Here is an 18,655-nt window from a genome sequence, read left to right as displayed (position 1 = left end):
CTTGCGGGCAAAATTCGGTTAAATCACGCCCAGTTCTTTACCTGTGGCGATAAAGGCGTCGATAGCCTTGTCCAGCTGCTCGCGGCTGTGGGCGGCAGACATCTGGGTGCGAATACGGGCCTGACCCTTGGGCACCACCGGGAAGCTAAAGCCCACCACGTAGATACCCTTCTCCAGCATCTTGTCGGCAAAGGCCTTGGCCAGTTTGGCGTCGCCCAGCATCACCGGGATGATGGCGTGGTCTTTACCGGCCAGGGTGAAACCGGCGGCGCTCATGCGCTCACGGAAGTAAGCGCTGTTGTCCCAGAGTTTTTGGCGCAGCTCGCTGCCTTCACCCAGCATGTCCAGCACCTTGATGGAGGCGCTGACAATGGCCGGGGCCAGGGAGTTGGAAAAGAGGTAGGGGCGACTGCGGTTACGCAGCATGTCCACCACTTCCTTGCTGGCGGCGGTGTAACCGCCGGAGGCGCCGCCCAGGGCCTTGCCCAGGGTGCCGGTGATGATGTGTACCCGGTCCAGGCAGTTGTGGAATTCGTGTACGCCGCGGCCACCTTCACCGACAAAACCCACGGCGTGGGAGTCGTCCACCATCACCAGGGCGTCGTATTGCTCGGCAAGGTCACAAACGCCGGGCAGGTCGGCGATGATGCCGTCCATGGAGAACACGCCGTCGGTGGCAATGAGCTTGAAGCGGGCACCGGCGGCATCGGCCGCTTTGAGCTGTTCTTCAAGGCTGGCCATGTCGTTGTTTTTGTAGCGGAATCGCTTGGCCTTACAGAGACGCACGCCGTCAATGATGGAGGCGTGGTTCAGTTCGTCGGAGATAATGGCATCTTCCGGGCCCAGCAGGGTTTCAAAGAGGCCAGCGTTGGCGTCAAAGCAGGAGCTGTAGAGGATGGCGTCTTCCATGTTCAGGAAGGCGGCAATCTTTTGCTCCAGCACTTTGTGGTTGTCCTGGGTGCCGCAGATAAAGCGCACCGAGGCCATGCCGAAGCCATGAGTGTCCAGGCCCGCCTTGGCGGCCTTGATGAGCTCAGGGTGGTCGGCCAGGCCCAGGTAGTTGTTGGCACAGAAGTTCAGCACGTCCTTGTTACCGACGTGGATGGCAGCCTGCTGGGCGCTGGTGATAATGCGCTCGTCTTTGTACAGGCCTTCTTCTTTCAAAGTGGCCAGTTCCTGGCGCAGGTGGTCGAACAGCTTGGCACTCATGGGTGGCTCCGAAAAATCGATTTCGGGCGCTATTGTAGCGAATACCGTGGCAAGAAACAGTCGGACCAGGGCCAGCTGCTTGACGCTTTCGTCAAGCAGCCCTGACAGCCCCGTCGGCCGTGGCCTTAGCGGGTACGAAGGGCCAGGCGGCGGTAGTGATCTTCGAGGCGGGCGATGGTGTCGCGGGCATCTGGCGCCAGGTAGGGGCGGATAAGGAACAACACCTTCAATACCCCCTGGTAAATCACCGGCCGGGTAATGGCGGCGTCCACCGCCTGGGTGGTCTGGTAGCTTATCCAGAAGGTGACCATGATCTTCACCGTATGAGCCAGATCGGGCAGGTCGGCCTCGTCGATGGCAAGAATGCCCTCGGCCTTAAGGGTATGGAGTATCGCCACCACCCGGTCGGCCAGTTGGGTTTGCACCAGGAAGTATTCCTGATGCAGGGCCGGGTTGCGGGCCAGAATATCGGGCAGGCTGGCGTAGAAGAACCGGAACTCCCACATGGTGTAGAAAACCCCGTCCAGGTAGGACATTAATACGTCCAGGGTGGGGCCGTTTTCCTTGGGGGTAAAGGCGGTTTCAAGGTGGCGCACGTACTCGCCGAAGATGGCGTGGACAATGTCCTCCTTATTGCGAAAGTGATAGTATAAATTCCCTGGGCTGATGCCCAGATGCGCCGCAATATGGTTGGTGGTGACGTTCCGCTCACCCTTTTCGTTAAACAGCGCCAGGCTGGCTTTCAGAATTTTGTCTCTGGTTTTCACATGCTTAGGCCTTCTAGCCAAATTAACCAGAGTCTACCATGTAGCCAATGCGCTTGGCACACAGGGGAAATTGATGATCATCGTAACGGGGGGTGCCGGTTTTATCGGCGCTAACATCGTCAAGGCGCTCAACGAGCGTGGTTATAAAGACATTCTGGTGGTGGACGACCTCACCGACGGCACCAAATTCAAGAATCTCGCCGACTTGGACATCGCCGATTACCTGGACAAAGACGACTTCATCGCCCGCATCGTTTCCGGCGACGAATTCGGCCCCGTAGATGCCATTTTCCATGAAGGCGCCTGCTCTGCCACCACCGAGTGGGACGGCAAGTTCATGATGGAGAACAACTACGAGTACTCCAAGGAGCTGCTGCACTGGTGTCTGGAGCGGGAAGTGCCCTTCCTCTATGCCTCCAGCGCCGCCGTTTATGGCGGTTCAGAAGAGTTTCGCGAAGACCGCGAATGCGAAGGCCCGCTTAACGTCTACGGCTACTCCAAGTGGCAGTTCGACCAGTACGTGCGCCGCATTCTGCCCCAGGCCGACAGCCAAGTGGTGGGCTTTCGCTACTTCAACGTCTATGGCCCCCGCGAGCACCACAAGGGCAAGATGGCCTCGGTGGCCTATCACCTGCACAACCAACTGCTGGAAGACAAGAACCCGCGCTTGTTCGAAGGCTACGACGGCTACCCCAACGGCGGCCAGCAGCGCGATTTTGTCTATGTGGGCGACGTGTGCAAGGTCAACCTCTGGTTCTTCGACCACCCGCATTTGTCCGGCATCTTCAACCTGGGTACCGGCCGCGCCGAGCCGTTCCAGAACGTAGCCGAAGCGGTAATAGCCCATCACGGCAAGGGCCAGGTGGAATACATTCCTTTCCCCGACGAGCTTAAAGGCCGCTACCAGAGCTTTACCCAGGCCGACATCAGCAAGCTGCGCACCGTGGGCTACAAAGAACCCTTCAAAACCGTGGCCGAAGGGGTGGGCGAATACCTGCAATGGCTCGACGCCAAGGCATGAAGCTGCTGGTAGTGGGCCCGTCCTGGGTCGGTGACATGGTCATGGCCCAGGCACTGTTCATCGATATCCAAAAGCGCCACCCCGATGCCGTTATCGACGTACTGGCACCGGGCTGGTCGCTGCCGATCATCGCCCGTATGCCGCAGGTGCGCCGGGGTATTGCCGCCCCTTGGGGCCACGGCAAGCTCAACCTCAAGGGCCAATGGCAACTGGCCAGAACCTTGAAAAAAGAAGGCTACGACAAAGCCCTGGTGCTGCCTCGCTCCTTTAAATCGGCGCTTATTCCCTTTATGGCCGGTATCCCCGAGCGGGTGGGTTTTAGCGGCGAAGGGCGAAGCTTTATGCTGAGCGATGCCCGCAAACGCCGCCCTACCCGCAGTGGCAATGTCATTACCGACAAAACGGTGTGGCGCTACATGGCCATGGGGGTCAGCAAAGCCGACTACCAGCGTTACCAGTTCGAGGTGCCGAGCCCGGCGCTGACCATCAATAAAGACAACCTCAAGGCGGTGATGGCCAAACTGGCACTGCCGCTGGATAAACCGGCGATAGCGCTGTGCCCCGGCGCTGAATACGGCCCCTCCAAGCAGTGGCCGCTAGAAAGCCACCGCGCCTTGGCCGCTCGGCTGGTGGCCAAGGGCTACCAGGTGTGGGTGATGGGCGGCCCCAAGGATGTGGACGCTGGCCAAGTGATAAGCGACGGCCAGGCGTTTGTTTTTAACCTCTGTGGCAAGACCCGCCTGGAAGACACCGTGGATCTGTTCGCCCATTGCCAACAGGTAGTGAGCCACGACTCGGGGTTGATGCACGTGGCCGCCGCTGCCGGCGCGCCTGTGGTGGCTATTTACGGCTCCACCAGCCCGGATTTCACGCCGCCACTCACAGGCAAGGCCACCATAGTGCGCCACCCCATCGAATGCAGCCCCTGCTTTGAGCGCACCTGCCGCTTTGGCCATTACCGGTGCCTGACCGAAATTGGCGTCGAGCAGGTGCTGGAGACCCTTGCATGAAACTTTCTGCGGTGATCATCAGCAAAAATGTCGGCAAGGACTTGCCAAACTGCCTGAAAAGCCTCGATTTCGTTGATGAGATTGTGGTGCTGGACTCCGGCTCCACCGACGACACCCTGGCCCAGGCCGAAGCCTTTGGCGCCCGTATTTTCCAAAGTGACGGCTGGCCCGGTTTTGGCCCCCAGCGCCAACGGGCCCAACAGCATGCAAAAGGGGAATGGCTTTTCTGGATAGACGCCGACGAGGTGGTTACCCCGGAGCTCAAAGCCGGCATTCTGGCCGCCATTGAGGACAGCACCCCGCAGCTGGTGTACCGCGCCAACCGGCTCACCGATTTCTTCGGCCGCTTTATCAAGACCTCCGGCTGGTACCCCGACCGCATCGTGCGGCTGCACCGCAATAGCGAGTACCGCTACGACGATGCCCTGGTGCATGAAAAGGTGGACTGCAAAGGTGCCAAGTTCAAAGACCTGCCAGGGCACCTTTTGCATTACACCACCGGCGACCTGACCAGTTACCTGCAAAAGTCGGTGCGCTACGCCAACGACTGGGCCGACAACAAGGCGCGCAAGGGGAAAAAGGCGGGGGTGTCGTCGGCAGTGCTGCACAGCATGTCGACCTTTTTACGAAAATTCGTGTTCCAGCGCGGCTTTATGGACGGCAAACACGGCTTTTTGCTGGCCGTGTTCGCTGCCCATTATTCCTTCAACAAATACGCGGCGCTGTGGCTTAAAACGCGCCGTTGACGGTGTCTTTAATGACCTTGGCCAGATCCCTGGCTGACTGCGCCACGTTGAAATGCTCGCCAATGCGCTGGCGGGCATTTTCGCCCATGGCGCGGCACAGCTCGCGGTCATTGAAAAGGCGCATTACCCCTTCGGCCATGGCCTTTACATCACCCGGCGCTATCTTGATGCCGCTGATGCCGTCTTCAATCAGCTCGGCGCTGCCGCCGGTGTCAGACACTATGGGCGCCACCCCGTAGACCATGGCTTCAATCACGGTCTTGGGCAGGCCTTCGCGCTTGGTTGAGGCAAGGATAGAGACATCGCAGCCGGCGATAATGGCCGGGGCGTCTTTACGAAAGCCGGCCAGGTGGATACGGCCCTTCATGGGGCTGGCGTCAATCATCGCCTGCACTTCGGGCTTGTCCATGCCGCCCCCCACCAGCAACAGGTGGATATTGGCGTCCTTGGGCAGCTGATGGGTCATTTCCATCAACACCGGCAAGCCCTTGCGGGGCCGCAGGTTAGCCACCGAACCCATCACAAAGGCGCCTTCGGGGATGCCAAATTCGCTCAAATCCACCGGGGTGTCGTTGTACCAGGCAAGGTCATGGCCCTTATAGACGGTGCAAACCTTGTTCTTGTTGCCCCACACCTGGGGGCGCAAGTCCACCTCGGTGGCCTTAGCCACACAGACGATGCGGTCTACCCGTGGGTTGAGGTGGGTGAGATAACCGGTGGGGTTCCACTTCTCAATGTTGCCGGTCTGGCCACGATAAGTGAGCACTTTTACCGGCAGGCCGATGGCGGCAAAGTTGGTGTTGCAGATGGCCTTGTTGTTAAAGCCGTAAACGGCGTCAAAACGGCCCTCTTTCAGTACCCGGCGAATGTATTTGATGCTGGCCAGGCTGAATTTCTTCTTGGGGTGATATGGGTGGACCTTCACGCCCATTTCTTCGAAACGGCGCACGTATTCGGCGTCGTCCTGGGTCATCACTTCCAGCTCGATGCCGTGCTCTTTTAAGCCAATGAGCATCTCGGCTTCCGGCCGCACCGAGTTCCAAGTGTCTTTGTAGGAACTGATCACCAGCAGTTTCATGGCGTTATCTCCCCTTAAAATCGGCGCCAACATAGCACAAATACCGGGGACATTCGCCTGCCGAGCGCGGCCCCCCTTCTTTACACCAAGGCGGCCAAAGGGTACTGGCCCCGCCCCGGCGCTGATATACTCAGCGCTCAAGATGGCGGCGCGCCCCGCCTTTACCAGACCAAGGAATGCCAAGACGTGTCGTCCCCCAGGTTCCCGGCCCAGAATGCGTTAAAAAGACTGCTCAACCGTTTTTTACCCCGGGGCCGGGTCGGCACTGACCCCGCCCTTGCGGGCAGCCAAGGCCGTTACCGGCCGGTACCGGTTTACAACCTGAAAATGCCCTGGCTGGCCGCAACAGACCTGCGCCGCTCCCGCCGGCCCAGCGAATTTGCCTTTGAAGAAGGCAAGAAGCTGACGGTGATCATCCCCTTTCGCAACCGTGACGAGCACCTGGCGGCGCTGCGCCCGGCATTGGAAGCGCAGCTTGATGGCCAGCATATCGATTACCGCATTTTGGTGGTGGAGCAAGCCGGTGACGGCATCTTCAACAAGGCCCGGCTGATTAACACCGGTATCCTCCACGCCGCTGACGACAGCGACTATTACTGCATCCACGATGTGGACAATATCCCGGTCAACGCCGACTACCGCTGCCCCAGCCTGCCGCTGCGGCTGGTGACCAAGCTGCAAACCACCCACAGACGTGAAACCGAGTACAAAGACCACTACTTCTCCGGCGCCATCACCTTTCGCAAGGAACATGCCTTTGCCGCCAATGGCTTGTCCAACCAATACTGGGGCTGGGGCAAGGAAGACGACGACTTCTTCTTTCGGCTGCTGATGCAGGGTCTTTGCTGCTTTGCCGATTACCAAGGGGTTTACCGGGACTTGGCCAACCCCCAGTCGCAGCACTTCACCAAAGCCACCCAAAAACGGGTGTCGCCGCAGCTCAGCGCCAACCGCCACCGGCGCAACAGTATGTTACGTTTGCAACTGGACCCGGCCCGCGATGGCCTTAACTCGCTGACCTATAGTATTCTCGCCGCACACACCGAAGGCCGATTCGAGAAGATCGTCGTCGATATCGGCAGCCAAGGATGATAGCCAGGAGCCCGCTATGACTGTCAGGGTGATCTACCCCGGAACCTTCGACCCCATCACCAACGGCCATACCGATTTGGTGGAGCGGGCTTCAAGACTGTTCAGCCAGGTGATTGTCGGCGTTGCCGCCAACCCGTCCAAGAAACCCATGTTCAGCCTCGACGAGCGAGTGGCACTGGCCAAGCAGGTGGTGTCGCATCTGAGTAACGTGTCGGTGGTAGGCTTTTCCGGGTTGTTGATCGACTTTGCCAGCAAGAACCAGGCAACGGTGCTGATCCGCGGCCTGCGCGCGGTATCGGATTTCGAATACGAGTTCCAGCTGGCCAACATGAACCGCCGCCTCAAGCCGGATCTGGAGTCGGTGTTTTTGACACCGGCCGAAGAGAATTCCTTTATTTCCTCGACCCTGGTCAAGGAAGTGGCCCTTCACGGCGGCGACGTTTCGCAGTTCGTTCATCCCGATGTTGCAAAGGCTTTGTTAGAAAAAGTCCAACAGAGACAAGGATAAATCCATGTTGTTACGCCTTAGCGCCCTGGCCTCACTGGTGCTGGTCAGCACCGCTGCCGCCGCCAAGGGTGTCAGCCCTTATTTGCCCCTCAACCAATACCCCGAGCTGGAGCACCAAGTGGAGCGGGCCATGGCCATTGCCGGCCGCGCCCCCCTGAAAAAGCCCTACAGCGCCGCCGAGGTACAAGACGCCCTGCCGGCCATTTGTGGCAAGGACCAGGCCCTTTGCGGCCAGATCAAACGCTTTTTGGAGCGCTACAAACAGCGGCTGTCGCTGACCCAGGCCAGCCTGACTGCCCGGGTCGACTCCGGCGACGGCAAAACCCTGGACCCGAACCAGCGTGGCCTGAGTTCTGACGATAACCTGCGGGTGGATGTCAGCGGGTATTGGCAGTTCTCCGACTACGGCATCGTCACCGTCGGCGGCCAGTTCACCGAAGACAACGCCCAGCCGGTGGACACCATGCTGTCTCTGGGTTTTGACTGGGCCCAGCTCGATATCGGCTACCGCTCGCACTGGTACTCGCCGATGCACGACAGCGCCATGTTGCTGTCGACCCAGGCCGAGAATATGCCGGGTATCACCTTGTCCAACACCCGGCCGCTGACCGATTTCAATATCCGCTACGAATTCTTCGTGGGGGAGATGTCCTACAGTAGCCACATCGCCTACCAAGGCGGCTACACCGCCGGCAAGCCGAAGATCACCGGGCTGCACCTGTCCATGGAGCCTTTGGAGGGCTGGTCCATCGGCTTTAACCGCATCATGCAGTTTGGCGGTGGCGCCCGTGGCGGCAACTCCCTGAGTGATATCGGCAAGGCGTTTTTTAACCCTACCGGCAACGACAACACCGGCCAGGGGGTCAACGAAGACTCCGAATTTGGTAACCAAGCGGCGTCCGTTACCACCCAGTTCCACTTTGACGGCGACACCCCCTTTAACCTCTATTTCGAGTACGCCGGCGAAGACACCTCTCATGCCACAAACTGGCGCCTGGGCAATGTCTCGCTGTCTGGTGGGCTTTATATCCCGCGCATCGCCGATAACTGGGATCTCACTTACGAGTTCTCCGAGTGGCAGAACAGCTGGTATGTGCACCACATCTACCAGGACGGCCTGAGCAATAAAGGCGTGATCATCGGTCACTGGGGCGCCAGCGAGCGCCAGTTTGGCGACGGCATCGGCGCCCAGGCCCATACCCTGATCCTCGGCTGGACCCCTTCTGCCACCGACATGTGGCGCTTTAAATACCGAACCCTGCAAAACCAGGGTTACTCCAGCATTGATTACAGCCGCTTCCAGCAGCTGAGCGCCGCCTATTCAACGGTTTGGCGCCGCTACATGGTGGGTGGTGAAGTGACAGTACAACGCGACGTCTTTGGCGACAGCTCCGCCATGCTGAGCGGCTATATCCGTTGGTAAGGAATCGACAATGAAGAAAATCGCATTTGTGGCCCTGGCCGGCCTGATGACCTTTGAGGCCTCCGCCACCACGGTAATGACCGAAGTGGGGGCCAGTTTCAGCCGCGAGAAGGTGGATTTGGGTACGCCCACCATGGAGCCTTTTAACCGCAGCAGCGAAGTTACCCCGCACCTGATGGCCGGCGTCTATCGCCCGGCCGGTAATGGCCTTTTTGGCGTAGCACTGGATTGGGACCGCAGCAACGGCCGCAACCTTTTGGGGCTAAGAGCCCTGGATTACCACTATCCGCTGGGTGACAGCTTCGAGGTGCACGGCTTTTTGGGGGGCGCCCGCTTGTCTGACACCCGCCCGGCCTACGGTTACTACTACGGCGCCGGTGTCAGCTACAAACTGCCCTACCAAGGCTGGTCGATAGGGCTGGATTTTCGCAAGGCCGACAAGCTGGCCCGCGACAAAGAGCCTAGCGATCCGGCAGGGCGGCAGGATGTCTACTTCGACATCCAAAGCGCCACCCTGTCTATCCAAAAGCGGTTCTGATCAGAAGATATAGGGCAGCCAACGCAGTTTGACTGCCCTACCCGCCAGCTCCATCACAGCGCCGTAATGGCGCTTTTTCTTACTGAGCTTATAGCGGCGCATGATCTCGTCCCGCTCCTGGCCCGGGCTGATACCCATGGCCTGGTAGTAGCCGCCTTCGGGATTGACTGGCCGGGTGTGGGTGACCGCCGCCGCATCGATGATGCCAAGTGGCCCCCAGCCGCGCTCACGCACCAGCTTGTTCCAGTAGTAGTCCACGCCCCAACCGGTTTTGTTGAGGGTAAAGGTGGGCAGCAACATCTCCAGGGTGTCGCTGGTCATCACCGGCACCATCACTTCAACGTAATTGGTAAAGCGAAGCTGGGCCCAGTTGCGCTGGCGGGTGATCTTGAGGCTGATGTAGCTGTCCGGGGTCAGTGCCGGCTGAGCCAGCTTCAGCTGATACTGGTGGAACAGCGCAAAGATGCGGTTGATGTTGGCGGCATCGGTTTTGATGTCGTCATCGGGCAACCAGATGGCGTCATACTCTTTGATCCAATCCCAATTGGCCGCTATCTGGCTGCTCAGCAGCTGCCACTTGCTGCCCTTCGCCTCGGCATAATGCTGGCATTGCTCCCGGTAGAGACCCGACTGGTCACCAAAGTAAATCAGGAACAAGTCAAAGTCCTTTTGGCCTTCTAGCCACTGGGGATGCAAGGAGCCGTCCCCGACACAACAGATCACCAGGTTGTTCATTGCGCCAGCATCTCCTCAACGGCGGGGGGGAAAGTCAGCCCGGGGTCGGCCTTGAAGGCCCGGGCAAAGGCCAGGGTTTCGAGGATCACCAAATCCATATTGAGGTAGCGATACGATCCCAGCCGGCCGATAAAGGACACCCCGGCGGTTTGCTTGGCCAGCGCCGCATATTGCCCGAACAGGGCTTTGTCGGCCGGGCGGCTGACCGGGTAATAGGGGATGTCGCCATCCTCGGTGGCCTTGCTGAACTCGGTAAAGACGATGGTCTTGTGGTGCTGCTCCCAGGGGGTGAAGTGCTTGTGCTCGTGCTTGCGGGTAAAGGGCACGCTCATGTCCGGGTAGTTGAGCACGGCGTTGCCCAAGGCGTCGCCATCGAAGCGCTGTTCGGTCCAGTAGACGGTGCGATACCCTAGCTTGCCCAGTTGGCAACCGAAGTACTGGTCCAGCGGGCCGCTCCAGAACAGGTGGTCAAAGCCCGCGCCGTCACCCGGCGCCACCGCCTGGCCCAGCTCCACCTTAATGCCGGGGTGGTCCAAAATAGCCTCCACCATGGCGGTATAGCCTGCTTCGGGGATACCCTGGTAGCGGGCGTTGTAGTAGTTGTCGTCGTAGTTGAAGCGCACCGGCAGGCGTTTTAGCACCGAGGCTGGCAACTCGCTGGGCTCGCAGCCCCACTGCTTGCGGGTGTAACCGTCAAAGAAGGTTTCATACAGCGCCGAGCCCAGCAGCTTGCGGCCCTGTTCTTCGAAGTTGGCCGGTTCGGCAATGTCATCCCCCAGGCCTTCGACAAAAGTGCGGGCCTCGGCCGGGCTGAACGCCTCGCCAAAGAACTGGTTAATGGTATGCAGGTTCACCGGCAGACTGAACACCCCTTTGTGGGTGACCGCCTTAACCCTGTTGATAAAGGGCCGAAACGGCGTGAAACGGTTAACGTATTGCCAGGCTTCATCGCTGTTGGTGTTGAAGATGTGGGGCCCGTAGCGGTGCACCATGACCCCGGTTTCAGCGTCACGCTCGGTGTGGCAGTTACCGGCCACATGGGGGCGCTCGTCCCTCACCACCACTTCGGCGCCGCCTTCGGCCAGTTCCCGGGCCAGTACCGCCCCGGCAAGGCCTGCCCCTGCAATCAAATACCGCGCCATAGCACCATCACTCCACAATTCAGCGCTGACAAAGGGCGCAGTATACCGTGCTGCGCCCGCCAATGCGCACTTCCCGAAGTTCTGCGCCGCAGGCCGGGCAAGGCAATCCCTTGCGGCCATAGACCTTGAGCTCTTGGGCAAAGTAGCCGGGCTTGCCGTCGGCGGCGGTAAAATCCTTCAAGGTGGTGCCGCCCTGCTCGATGGCCCGGGCCAGCACCGCCTTGATAGCTTCGGCGAGCTTCAGGTAGCGCTCCTGGCTGACATTACCGGCCGGGCGGCGCGGATCGATACCGGCCATAAACAGTGCTTCGTTGGCGTAGATATTGCCCACCCCCACCACCACGGCGTTATCCATGATGAAGGTTTTGACCGGGATCTGCCGCTTGCGGCTGAGCTCAAAGAGGCGCTGGCCGTCAAAGGCCTCGGTAAGCGGCTCCGGCCCCAGCTTGCCAAGCAGTTGATGCTGCTCGCCGGGGGGCACATAGAGCCAGGCGCCAAAGCGGCGCGGATCGGTGAAGCGCATCACCTGGCCACCGGCCAGCACCAAATCCACGTGGTCGTGCTTACCGGGTGCCTGAACTTCGGTGAGGATACGCAGCGCCCCGCTCATGCCCAGGTGCACCAGGGCGCTGCCCATGGCGGTTTCGATCACCAGATACTTGGCGCGGCGGCTGACTTTCTCAATGACCTGGCCTTCCAGCAGCGCCAGCGCCTCCGGCACCGGCCAGCGCAGGCCACGCTGGCGCACTTCGATGCGAGCGATCTGCTGGCCTAATAAAAAGGGGGATACACCACGGCGGGTGGTTTCAACTTCCGGTAATTCCGGCATCAAGGCTCCTTACAGCGGATAACAGAAGCAATAGTCGCCAAGGCCAGGGAAGCGGGCCGCCAGCCGGGCGCGCCAGCTGTTAAGACGCGGCTCATCAGCCAGGAAATCAACAGGCCAGGTGGCGGCGCCCCACAGCATCGAGCCCAGCAGGCTCAAATCGCTGTAACCGGGTTCGTTGCCGGCAAAAAACGGTTTATCCCCGAGCTCCTCGGCAAACTGTGCCAGCACTGCGTAAAAAGCAGCCTGGTCGGCCTTTTGCGAGCAAGCTTCCAGAGCCATGCCGATCTGCGCCTCGCGGGTGGCGCGAAAATAGCGCTGGTCGCCCGGGGTCAGCAGCGGGTAGATGGCCGGCAGCAAAAACCAGCGAATGGCGACATTGAACACCTTGTCGCAGCGTTCCATAAAGGCTTTAGCCTGGGCCTGCCCTTCCGGGAACAACGACGGCCCCTCAGGGTAGTGCGCCTCCAAGTAACAGGCAATATCCCAGGACTCCCACAGCACTTGCTCACCAGCAAACAACACCGGCACCTTGCCTTGGCCGGAGGCGGCGATCAGCGGTTTGTCGTTATAACGCCAGGCGCGGGCATCAAAGCTCACTCCTTTAAGCCACAGCGCCAGGTGAATACGCCAGCAGTAAGGGCTGAAACGGCGCTGCGGATTGGCGCCGGCCAGCTCATAAAGCACGATAGACATCGGGTCCTCCTTGGTTTGCCGCCTAGCATAACGTCTATGGCGCCATTTGACACCGGCCTCAGCCGGCCATGGCTATCGCGTCATGAGGATGCAGGCTCTCCATATGGCGCACCTTGATTTTGGCCTCCGGGTAATGCGCCAACGCCCCTTGCAAACGGCGGGCGGCGTCTTCCACAAACATTAGGTTCTGGCCATTAAGGGCAGCAAAGGCTTGTTCGTCGGCCCGCTTGACGGCGGTTTGCACCGGCGTAGCCAGAGCCTGCTCGATGGTGTCGATAAGCCCCAGCAGCCCAAAGTGGCCAGCACCGCTGCTATGGCTAACCGAGACCTCGGCGAGGCTTCGCTGGCTGTGGGGGGTAGCGAGGGTGCCGTGCTGACGCAGCCAGGCAGCAACCGTTTCTGGTGCCAGCAACCCTTGGCCAGCAAAGGCCGCTAAAAAGCCCTGCTCCTGCAGTTGGCGAGTCAGCGCCGCCGAGCAGGGGCAGGTTGAGGAATAGGCCACCGTTACCTGGCTAGTAAGGGCCACTTGGCCGCCAACCAGGCTGGCGTCAATCACCATCGGGTAAGCCTTCCACCCTGATAGCCCGTCACTTTTCAGCGCGGCACGGCGCACCAGCAGCGAGAAGTGCAGCCGCAACCGGGCATGGCTGCTGTGGCAATCGCCATGGCTGGCCACCATGGCGCGCAGCAGTTGGCGAAGGCGCCCAGGTAGCAGTGCTCGGCCATTGGCCAAGGGTTCGAGCAACCGGTACAGCCGGGACATGTGAATACCCTTGATGCCGGGCTCCGGCAGGTCCACCTGCATGTCGACCTTGGCATGGAGCTGGCGCCGGTAGCCCGGCTCGGCCAGGGTAATGGGTAAATCGATGCCTTCCATCCCTACCCATTCCAGGGCACTGGCGTTTAGTGGCGATTCGCTAAGGGAGACATCGGGCAGGGCATGGGTCATGGTCAGGTCTGTTTGGCTGGCAAAAAGGTGGCCACAACCTTAAACGTTATAACATCACAAATTCAATGCAGAGATCGCCGCTATCGGCGGTGGCGAAAATAGCGCTTTGGGCACTCGCGAAATGGCGGGCACAAAAAAGCCCGGCTTGAGCCGGGCTTTTTCGCAAGGAAGCAAATCTTATTTGATTTTGGCTTCTTTGTAGAGAACGTGCTGACGAACAACCGGATCAAACTTTTTGATTTCCATCTTTTCCGGCATGTTGCGCTTGTTCTTGTCGGTGGTGTAGAAGTGACCGGTGCCAGCAGAGGAAACCAGCTTGATCTTCTCACGAATACCTTTTGCCATGGTTTATCCCCTTAGATCTTCTCACCGCGGGCACGCAGGTCAGCCAGTACGGCGTCGATGCCCTTCTTGTCGATAATACGCATACCCTTGGTGGACAGACGCAGCTTAACGAAACGGTTTTCGCTGGCTACCCAAAAACGGTGGGTTTGCAGGTTAGGCAGAAAACGGCGGCGGGTCTTGTTGTTAGCGTGGGAAACGTTGTTACCCACAACCGGACCCTTGCCGGTTACTTGGCATACTCGGGACATTGTAATTAATCTCCAAAAACATCAGCTCGAGCGATTATCACCTCGAGGCCGTCGCCTCAGGCGCAGAGAGGGCGCAATTTATACAGAAAAGTCCCGCCGAGATCAACAACGATCACAGCCATCCTCGCTCCGCAAAGGAAATCGCCTCGCCATCCCCTATCACTAAATGGTCCAGCACCCGCACTTCCACCAGTCCCAGGGCGGCCCCCAGGCGTTCGGTCAGTTGCCTGTCGGCCCGGCTGGGCTCGGCGATGCCGGACGGGTGATTATGCACCAAAATCACCGCCGCGGCATTAGCGGCCAACACCGCTTTCACTACTTCGCGTGGATAGACGGCGGCGCCATCGAGGGTGCCAAAGAAAAGTTCGTGGAGTTTGATAACCCGGTGTTGGGCGTCGAGCAGCAGCAGGCAGAACACTTCCCGGGGTTGGTCTCGCAGCCGGCTGATAAGGTAGCGGCGCACATCATCGGGGCAACTCAGTACCGCCTCGCGGCTGAGCTTTTCCCCTAAAAAGCGGCGGCTCAGCTCCACCGCCGCCTGCAACTGGGCAAATTTGGCCGGGCCCATGCCGGGGGCCTGGCAAAAAAGGCCGGCATCGGCATTGATAAGGCTGCGCAGGCTGCCAAAGTGGCCCAGTAGCTCACGGGCCAGGGTTACGGCGTCTTTGCCAGCCACCCCCACTCGCAAGAAGATGGCCAGCAGTTCGGCGTCGCTCAGCGCCCCTGCGCCTTTACTGAGCAGCTTTTCCCTAGGGCGCTCGGCCTCGGGCCAGTCTCGAATTGCCATGTAGTCCTCCTTGACCCATGGGTGTTAGCCGTTAAATACGAAATTGCCCCAGCAACCGGCTCAGCGACTGGCTGGCACCGGCCAGCTCGGCGCCGGTGCTTTGCGCCTCGTGGGCGCCTTGAGCCAAGTGCTCGACGATGTCGGAGATCGCCGACAAGTTACGGTTAATCTCCTCAGACACGGCGTTTTGCTCCTCGGCGGCACTGGCAATTTGCATGTTCATCTCGTTGATGGTGCCCACCGCCATGGCCACCACGTTGAGGGTGCTGACCACCCGGCTGGCCTCTTCTACCGTTACCTGGCTGCGCTGTTGGCCGGTCTCGACCGCCTCCACCGCCCGTTTGACGCCACTTTGCAGGTTGCCGAGCATCAGGCTTATCTCGCCGGTGCTTTGCTGGGTGCGCGCCGCCAGGCCACGTACTTCGTCGGCTACCACCGCAAAGCCTCGGCCTTGCTCACCGGCCCTGGCCGCCTCGATGGCGGCGTTAAGGGCCAGCAGGTTGGTTTGTTCGGCGATGGCGGAAATGGCTGCCACCACCTGGGATATTTTGTCGGTTTCCTTATCCAGCTCGGTGATCACCCGCCCGGCTTGTTCTACGTCTCGCACCAGTTGATCGATGCTGGCAATAGCCCCCTGTACCACCTGGGTGGCGGTGGCCGATTCATGCTCGGCATTGGCGGTAGCGTCGGCGGCGCGGCTGGCACTGGCCGCCACTTCCTGGGCGGTGGCGCTCATCTCGGTAACTGCCGCCACCACCTGCTCGGTTTGCTGGCGATGGCGCTGCATCTGCTGCTGGTGATCCTGCGCCTGGCGCTCAATCACATCGGCGCTGCTGCCCAGTTTGCCGGAGACCCCGGCCACTTCGCTGATGGATTGCTGAATGCGGCTGACAAAACGGTTAAAGGCCTGGGCAACCTGGCCCAGCTCGTCACGCCCTTCCACGGCCAAGCGGCGGGTTAGGTCCCCTTCCCCTTCGGATATGTCGTTAAGGCCGGTCAGCAGGTGCTGTAACGGGGTGTTGATGCGGCTGGCTGCCAGCAGCGCCAGCAAGGCCGCCACTACCACCAATGCCAGGCTGCCCAACACCACAAAGGCCATCAGCGCATGCAGCTTGGCCTTTTCCTCGGCGGAGAAGGCGGCGACCTGCTCGTCTACATCGTCAATATAAAAACCGGTGCCCAGCACCCAACCCCATTTGGGCAGGGCTTTGGCCAGAGCCAGCTTAGGCTCTTCGCTACCTTTGGAGGGTTTGTTCCAATAAAAACGGGTAAAGCCGTCACCGCTTTTGGCGGCGGCCAGGATGTCCTGGATAACGGTATTGCCCATTTTGTCTTTCATGGCCAGCAGGTCCTTGCCTTCCAGGGCCGGGTTGGCGCCGTGCACCACGTTCACGCCTTTTTCGTCGTAAACGTAGTAGTAGCCGTCATCCTGGTAGCGTAGCCCCCGCAGCACTTTTTTGGCTTCTTCCTTACTTTGGGGCGTGTCTTGCTTATACAGATCGTCGATGGCGGTGAGCGCCAGGCGGATATAACTGGTGAGCTGGGCCTGATGCTGAGCCATCATTTGCTGGCGCATCTGGGCCACGCTCTGGCGCAGCGATCCGCTCTCTTTAAACCACAGCAAGCCGTTGACCACCAACGACACCAGCAACACCGGCATCACCGCCAGCAACATCATGCGCGCTTTGACTGAAAGGCCATTCATGCCGCGTTCTCCCCCAAGATTACACTGCTGTTTTAACCTGTAACGGCCGAAAACACTCAAGCTGAAGCTTAGTCAGGCGGGGCGGGAAATGTGCTATCGTAGCGGCCTTAGCGAGCAGGACCTGCCAATCATGAGTCTTTCGACAAAACGCATATTGCTGGGCATCAGCGGCGGCATTGCCGCCTATAAAAGCGCCGACTTGGTGCGCCGCCTCAAAGAGCGCGGCGCCGACGTGCGGGTGGTGATGACCGATTCCGCCAAGGAGTTCATCACCCCGCTGACCCTGCAGGCGCTGTCGGGTAACCCGGTGGGCGACAGCCTGCTCGACCCTTCTGCCGAAGCGGCCATGGGCCATATCGAGCTGGCCCGCTGGGCCGATTTGATTCTGGTGGCCCCGGCCACCGCCAGCCTGCTGGCCCGCGTCAGCGCCGGCCTCGCCGACGACCTGCTCACTACCCTGATTTTGGCCTCCAGCGCTCCATTGGCGGTGGCGCCGGCCATGAACCAGCAGATGTACAAGGCGGTAGCGACCCAGGAAAACCTGGCTACCCTCAAGCGCCGTGGCGTGCACATCTGGGGCCCTAACGGCGGCGAGCAGGCCTGCGGCGATGTGGGCCCAGGGCGCATGAAAGAGCCGTTGGAACTGGTGGCTGAGGTTGAAGGGCTGTTCGGGCCCAAGCCCCTGGCTGGCAAACGCCTGGTGCTGACCGCTGGCCCAACCCGCGAGCCACTGGACCCAGTGCGTTATCTCTCCAACCACAGCTCCGGCAAGATGGGCTTTGCCATTGCTGCTGCTGCCGCCGCCATGGGCGCCGAGGTAGAGCTGATAACCGGCCCGGTGGCGCTGGCCACACCGGCGGGCGTAAAGCGCACCGACGTGGGCTCGGCCCTTGAGATGCACGCCGCGGCCCTTGAGCTTGCCGGCGGCTGCGATATTTTCATCGGCTGCGCGGCCGTGGCCGATTACCGGCCAGTGGCGGCCAACGAGCACAAAATCAAAAAAGACGGCGACACACTGTCGGTGGAGATGGTTAAAAACCCCGACATCATCAGCGATGTGGCCGCCATGGCGGCGCGCCCGGCCCTGGTGGTAGGTTTTGCCGCCGAGACCCGCGATGTGGAGCAGTACGCCAAAGGCAAACTGGCACGCAAGGGCCTTGACCTTATCGCCGCCAACGCCGTGGGCAACGGCCTGGCCTTCGGCACTGACGACAACCAACTGACCCTCATTAGCAAAGACCAGACCCAGGTATTGCCCCAGGCTTCCAAGGCCAAACTGGCCGAGCAATTGCTGGCAATCCTGGCCAACCGACTGAGCGAGCACTGATGAAACACGCTATCCAACTTAAAATTCTCGACCCCCGGGTCGGCACCGAATTCCCCCTGCCCGCTTACGCTACCGAAGGCTCGGCTGGCCTCGACCTGCGCGCCGTTATCGACGCCGCCATCGAGCTGGCCCCGGGCCAGACCACCCTTATTCCCACCGGCCTTGCCATTTACATTCAAGACCCGAACCTGTGCGCCACTATCCTGCCCCGCAGCGGCCTTGGCCATAAGCACGGCATTGTGCTGGGTAACCTGGTGGGCCTGATTGATTCCGACTATCAAGGCCAGCTGATGGTGTCGGTGTGGAACCGCGGCAACGACAGCTTCACCATCGCCCCCGGCGAGCGCATCGCCCAACTGGTGTTGTTGCCAGTGGTGCAGGCGCAATTTGAGGTGGTGGACGAGTTTCAGGCAACCGAACGCGGTGAAGGGGGCTTCGGACACTCCGGGCGGCACTGACCAGCGCTTTTTTCCATCCTGAACACAAGATAAACTATGCCTACT

Annotated in this window: 21 protein-coding genes; 9 read left to right on the top strand and 12 right to left on the bottom strand. The window is 60.2% G+C overall.

Annotated elements, in window-relative coordinates:
- Window positions 1-18: 18 nt before the first annotated feature.
- Together EDC28_RS17720 and EDC28_RS17715 are read right to left on the bottom strand one after the other, a co-directional pair.
- The gene (locus EDC28_RS17720) at window positions 19-1,209 is read right to left on the bottom strand and encodes a glycine C-acetyltransferase (RefSeq protein WP_123422496.1); all 1,191 of its coding nucleotides are present in this window, start codon (window positions 1,207-1,209) and stop codon (window positions 19-21) included.
- A 125-nt stretch (window positions 1,210-1,334) separates the two neighbouring features.
- Window positions 1,335-1,976 carry a TetR/AcrR family transcriptional regulator gene (locus EDC28_RS17715; protein WP_050658887.1) on the bottom strand — a complete coding sequence of 214 codons (642 nt, stop codon included), beginning with the start codon at window positions 1,974-1,976 and terminating at the stop codon, window positions 1,335-1,337.
- Between the two features lie 73 nt (window positions 1,977-2,049).
- On the opposite strand from EDC28_RS17715, the gene rfaD reads away from it, so the two are divergent.
- Genes rfaD through EDC28_RS17700 form a run of 3 tightly spaced genes read left to right on the top strand, consistent with a single transcriptional unit; the run spans window position 2,050 to window position 4,753 of the window.
- The gene (gene rfaD / locus EDC28_RS17710; RefSeq protein WP_123422495.1) at window positions 2,050-2,997 is read left to right on the top strand and encodes an ADP-glyceromanno-heptose 6-epimerase; all 948 of its coding nucleotides are present in this window, start codon (window positions 2,050-2,052) and stop codon (window positions 2,995-2,997) included.
- Window positions 2,976-4,007 (top strand): lipopolysaccharide heptosyltransferase II, encoded by a 1,032-nt coding sequence (waaF, locus tag EDC28_RS17705; protein ID WP_336391559.1) that lies wholly within the window; start codon window positions 2,976-2,978, stop codon window positions 4,005-4,007. Before rfaD ends, waaF begins: the two co-directional genes overlap by 22 nt.
- Window positions 4,004-4,753, top strand: coding sequence for a glycosyltransferase family 2 protein (locus EDC28_RS17700; RefSeq protein ID WP_123422493.1), 750 nt, complete (start codon window positions 4,004-4,006; stop codon window positions 4,751-4,753). Before waaF ends, EDC28_RS17700 begins: the two co-directional genes overlap by 4 nt.
- Here the strand turns inward: EDC28_RS17700 and EDC28_RS17695 are convergent.
- Window positions 4,737-5,831 (bottom strand): glycosyltransferase, encoded by a 1,095-nt coding sequence (locus tag EDC28_RS17695; RefSeq protein WP_123422492.1) that lies wholly within the window; start codon window positions 5,829-5,831, stop codon window positions 4,737-4,739. The two genes, EDC28_RS17700 and EDC28_RS17695, sit on opposite strands and share 17 nt — an antisense overlap.
- Before the next feature lie 186 nt (window positions 5,832-6,017).
- On the opposite strand from EDC28_RS17695, the gene EDC28_RS17690 reads away from it, so the two are divergent.
- The 4 genes from EDC28_RS17690 to EDC28_RS17675 are packed head-to-tail and all read left to right on the top strand — an operon-like array spanning window position 6,018 to window position 9,392.
- Entirely contained in the window at window positions 6,018-6,923 is a 906-nt protein-coding gene (locus EDC28_RS17690; protein WP_123422491.1) for a galactosyltransferase-related protein, read from the top strand.
- Between the two features lie 16 nt (window positions 6,924-6,939).
- Window positions 6,940-7,431 (top strand): pantetheine-phosphate adenylyltransferase, encoded by a 492-nt coding sequence (gene coaD / locus EDC28_RS17685; protein ID WP_050658892.1) that lies wholly within the window; start codon window positions 6,940-6,942, stop codon window positions 7,429-7,431.
- 4 nt (window positions 7,432-7,435) lie between these two features.
- Complete coding sequence (locus EDC28_RS17680) at window positions 7,436-8,854, top strand: capsule assembly Wzi family protein (RefSeq protein ID WP_123422490.1); 1,419 nt, start codon at window positions 7,436-7,438, stop codon at window positions 8,852-8,854.
- Window positions 8,855-8,864: 10 nt separating this feature from the next.
- A complete protein-coding gene (locus EDC28_RS17675) occupies window positions 8,865-9,392 on the top strand; it encodes a hypothetical protein (protein WP_123422489.1) in 528 nt (175 codons plus the stop codon).
- On the opposite strand, the gene EDC28_RS17670 is transcribed toward EDC28_RS17675, so the two are convergent.
- From EDC28_RS17670 to EDC28_RS17630, 9 genes are all read right to left on the bottom strand, one after another.
- Window positions 9,393-10,127 (bottom strand): DUF707 domain-containing protein, encoded by a 735-nt coding sequence (locus tag EDC28_RS17670; protein ID WP_123422488.1) that lies wholly within the window; start codon window positions 10,125-10,127, stop codon window positions 9,393-9,395.
- The gene (locus EDC28_RS17665; RefSeq protein WP_123422487.1) at window positions 10,124-11,269 is read right to left on the bottom strand and encodes a UDP-galactopyranose/dTDP-fucopyranose mutase family protein; all 1,146 of its coding nucleotides are present in this window, start codon (window positions 11,267-11,269) and stop codon (window positions 10,124-10,126) included. The genes EDC28_RS17670 and EDC28_RS17665 overlap by 4 nt, the downstream gene beginning before the upstream one ends.
- A 19-nt stretch (window positions 11,270-11,288) precedes the next feature.
- A complete protein-coding gene (gene mutM / locus EDC28_RS17660) occupies window positions 11,289-12,098 on the bottom strand; it encodes a bifunctional DNA-formamidopyrimidine glycosylase/DNA-(apurinic or apyrimidinic site) lyase (protein WP_123422486.1) in 810 nt (269 codons plus the stop codon).
- Window positions 12,099-12,107: 9 nt separating this feature from the next.
- Window positions 12,108-12,791: a glutathione S-transferase family protein gene (locus EDC28_RS17655; RefSeq protein WP_123422485.1), complete on the bottom strand. Its 684-nt coding sequence runs from the start codon at window positions 12,789-12,791 to the stop codon at window positions 12,108-12,110.
- Window positions 12,792-12,849: 58 nt separating this feature from the next.
- Window positions 12,850-13,740, bottom strand: coding sequence for a GTP cyclohydrolase FolE2 (gene folE2, locus EDC28_RS17650; protein WP_123422484.1), 891 nt, complete (start codon window positions 13,738-13,740; stop codon window positions 12,850-12,852).
- A 177-nt stretch (window positions 13,741-13,917) separates the two neighbouring features.
- Window positions 13,918-14,085 (bottom strand): 50S ribosomal protein L33, encoded by a 168-nt coding sequence (gene rpmG / locus EDC28_RS17645; RefSeq protein ID WP_050658901.1) that lies wholly within the window; start codon window positions 14,083-14,085, stop codon window positions 13,918-13,920.
- Between the two features lie 11 nt (window positions 14,086-14,096).
- A complete protein-coding gene (gene rpmB, locus EDC28_RS17640) occupies window positions 14,097-14,333 on the bottom strand; it encodes a 50S ribosomal protein L28 (RefSeq protein ID WP_008482453.1) in 237 nt (78 codons plus the stop codon).
- Window positions 14,334-14,445: 112 nt separating this feature from the next.
- Window positions 14,446-15,120, bottom strand: a complete 675-nt coding sequence (gene radC / locus EDC28_RS17635) for a RadC family protein (RefSeq protein WP_050658902.1) — start codon at window positions 15,118-15,120, stop codon at window positions 14,446-14,448.
- Window positions 15,121-15,151: 31 nt separating this feature from the next.
- Window positions 15,152-16,825 (bottom strand): methyl-accepting chemotaxis protein, encoded by a 1,674-nt coding sequence (locus EDC28_RS17630; RefSeq protein WP_123422483.1) that lies wholly within the window; start codon window positions 16,823-16,825, stop codon window positions 15,152-15,154.
- 130 nt (window positions 16,826-16,955) lie between these two features.
- Here EDC28_RS17630 and coaBC point away from each other — a divergent pair, with 130 nt between their 5' ends.
- Window positions 16,956-18,152, top strand: a complete 1,197-nt coding sequence (gene coaBC / locus EDC28_RS17625; RefSeq protein ID WP_419179039.1) for a bifunctional phosphopantothenoylcysteine decarboxylase/phosphopantothenate--cysteine ligase CoaBC — start codon at window positions 16,956-16,958, stop codon at window positions 18,150-18,152.
- Window positions 18,152-18,610, top strand: coding sequence for a dUTP diphosphatase (gene dut / locus EDC28_RS17620; RefSeq protein ID WP_050658904.1), 459 nt, complete (start codon window positions 18,152-18,154; stop codon window positions 18,608-18,610). Before coaBC ends, dut begins: the two co-directional genes overlap by 1 nt.
- Window positions 18,611-18,655 lie beyond the last annotated feature (45 nt).

Source organism: Gallaecimonas pentaromativorans (assembly GCF_003751625.1).
GTDB classification, from domain to species: domain Bacteria; phylum Pseudomonadota; class Gammaproteobacteria; order Enterobacterales; family Gallaecimonadaceae; genus Gallaecimonas; species Gallaecimonas pentaromativorans.
The sequence above is the reverse complement of the archived record's forward strand: the minus strand, read 5'-3'. Positions and strand labels throughout refer to the sequence as shown.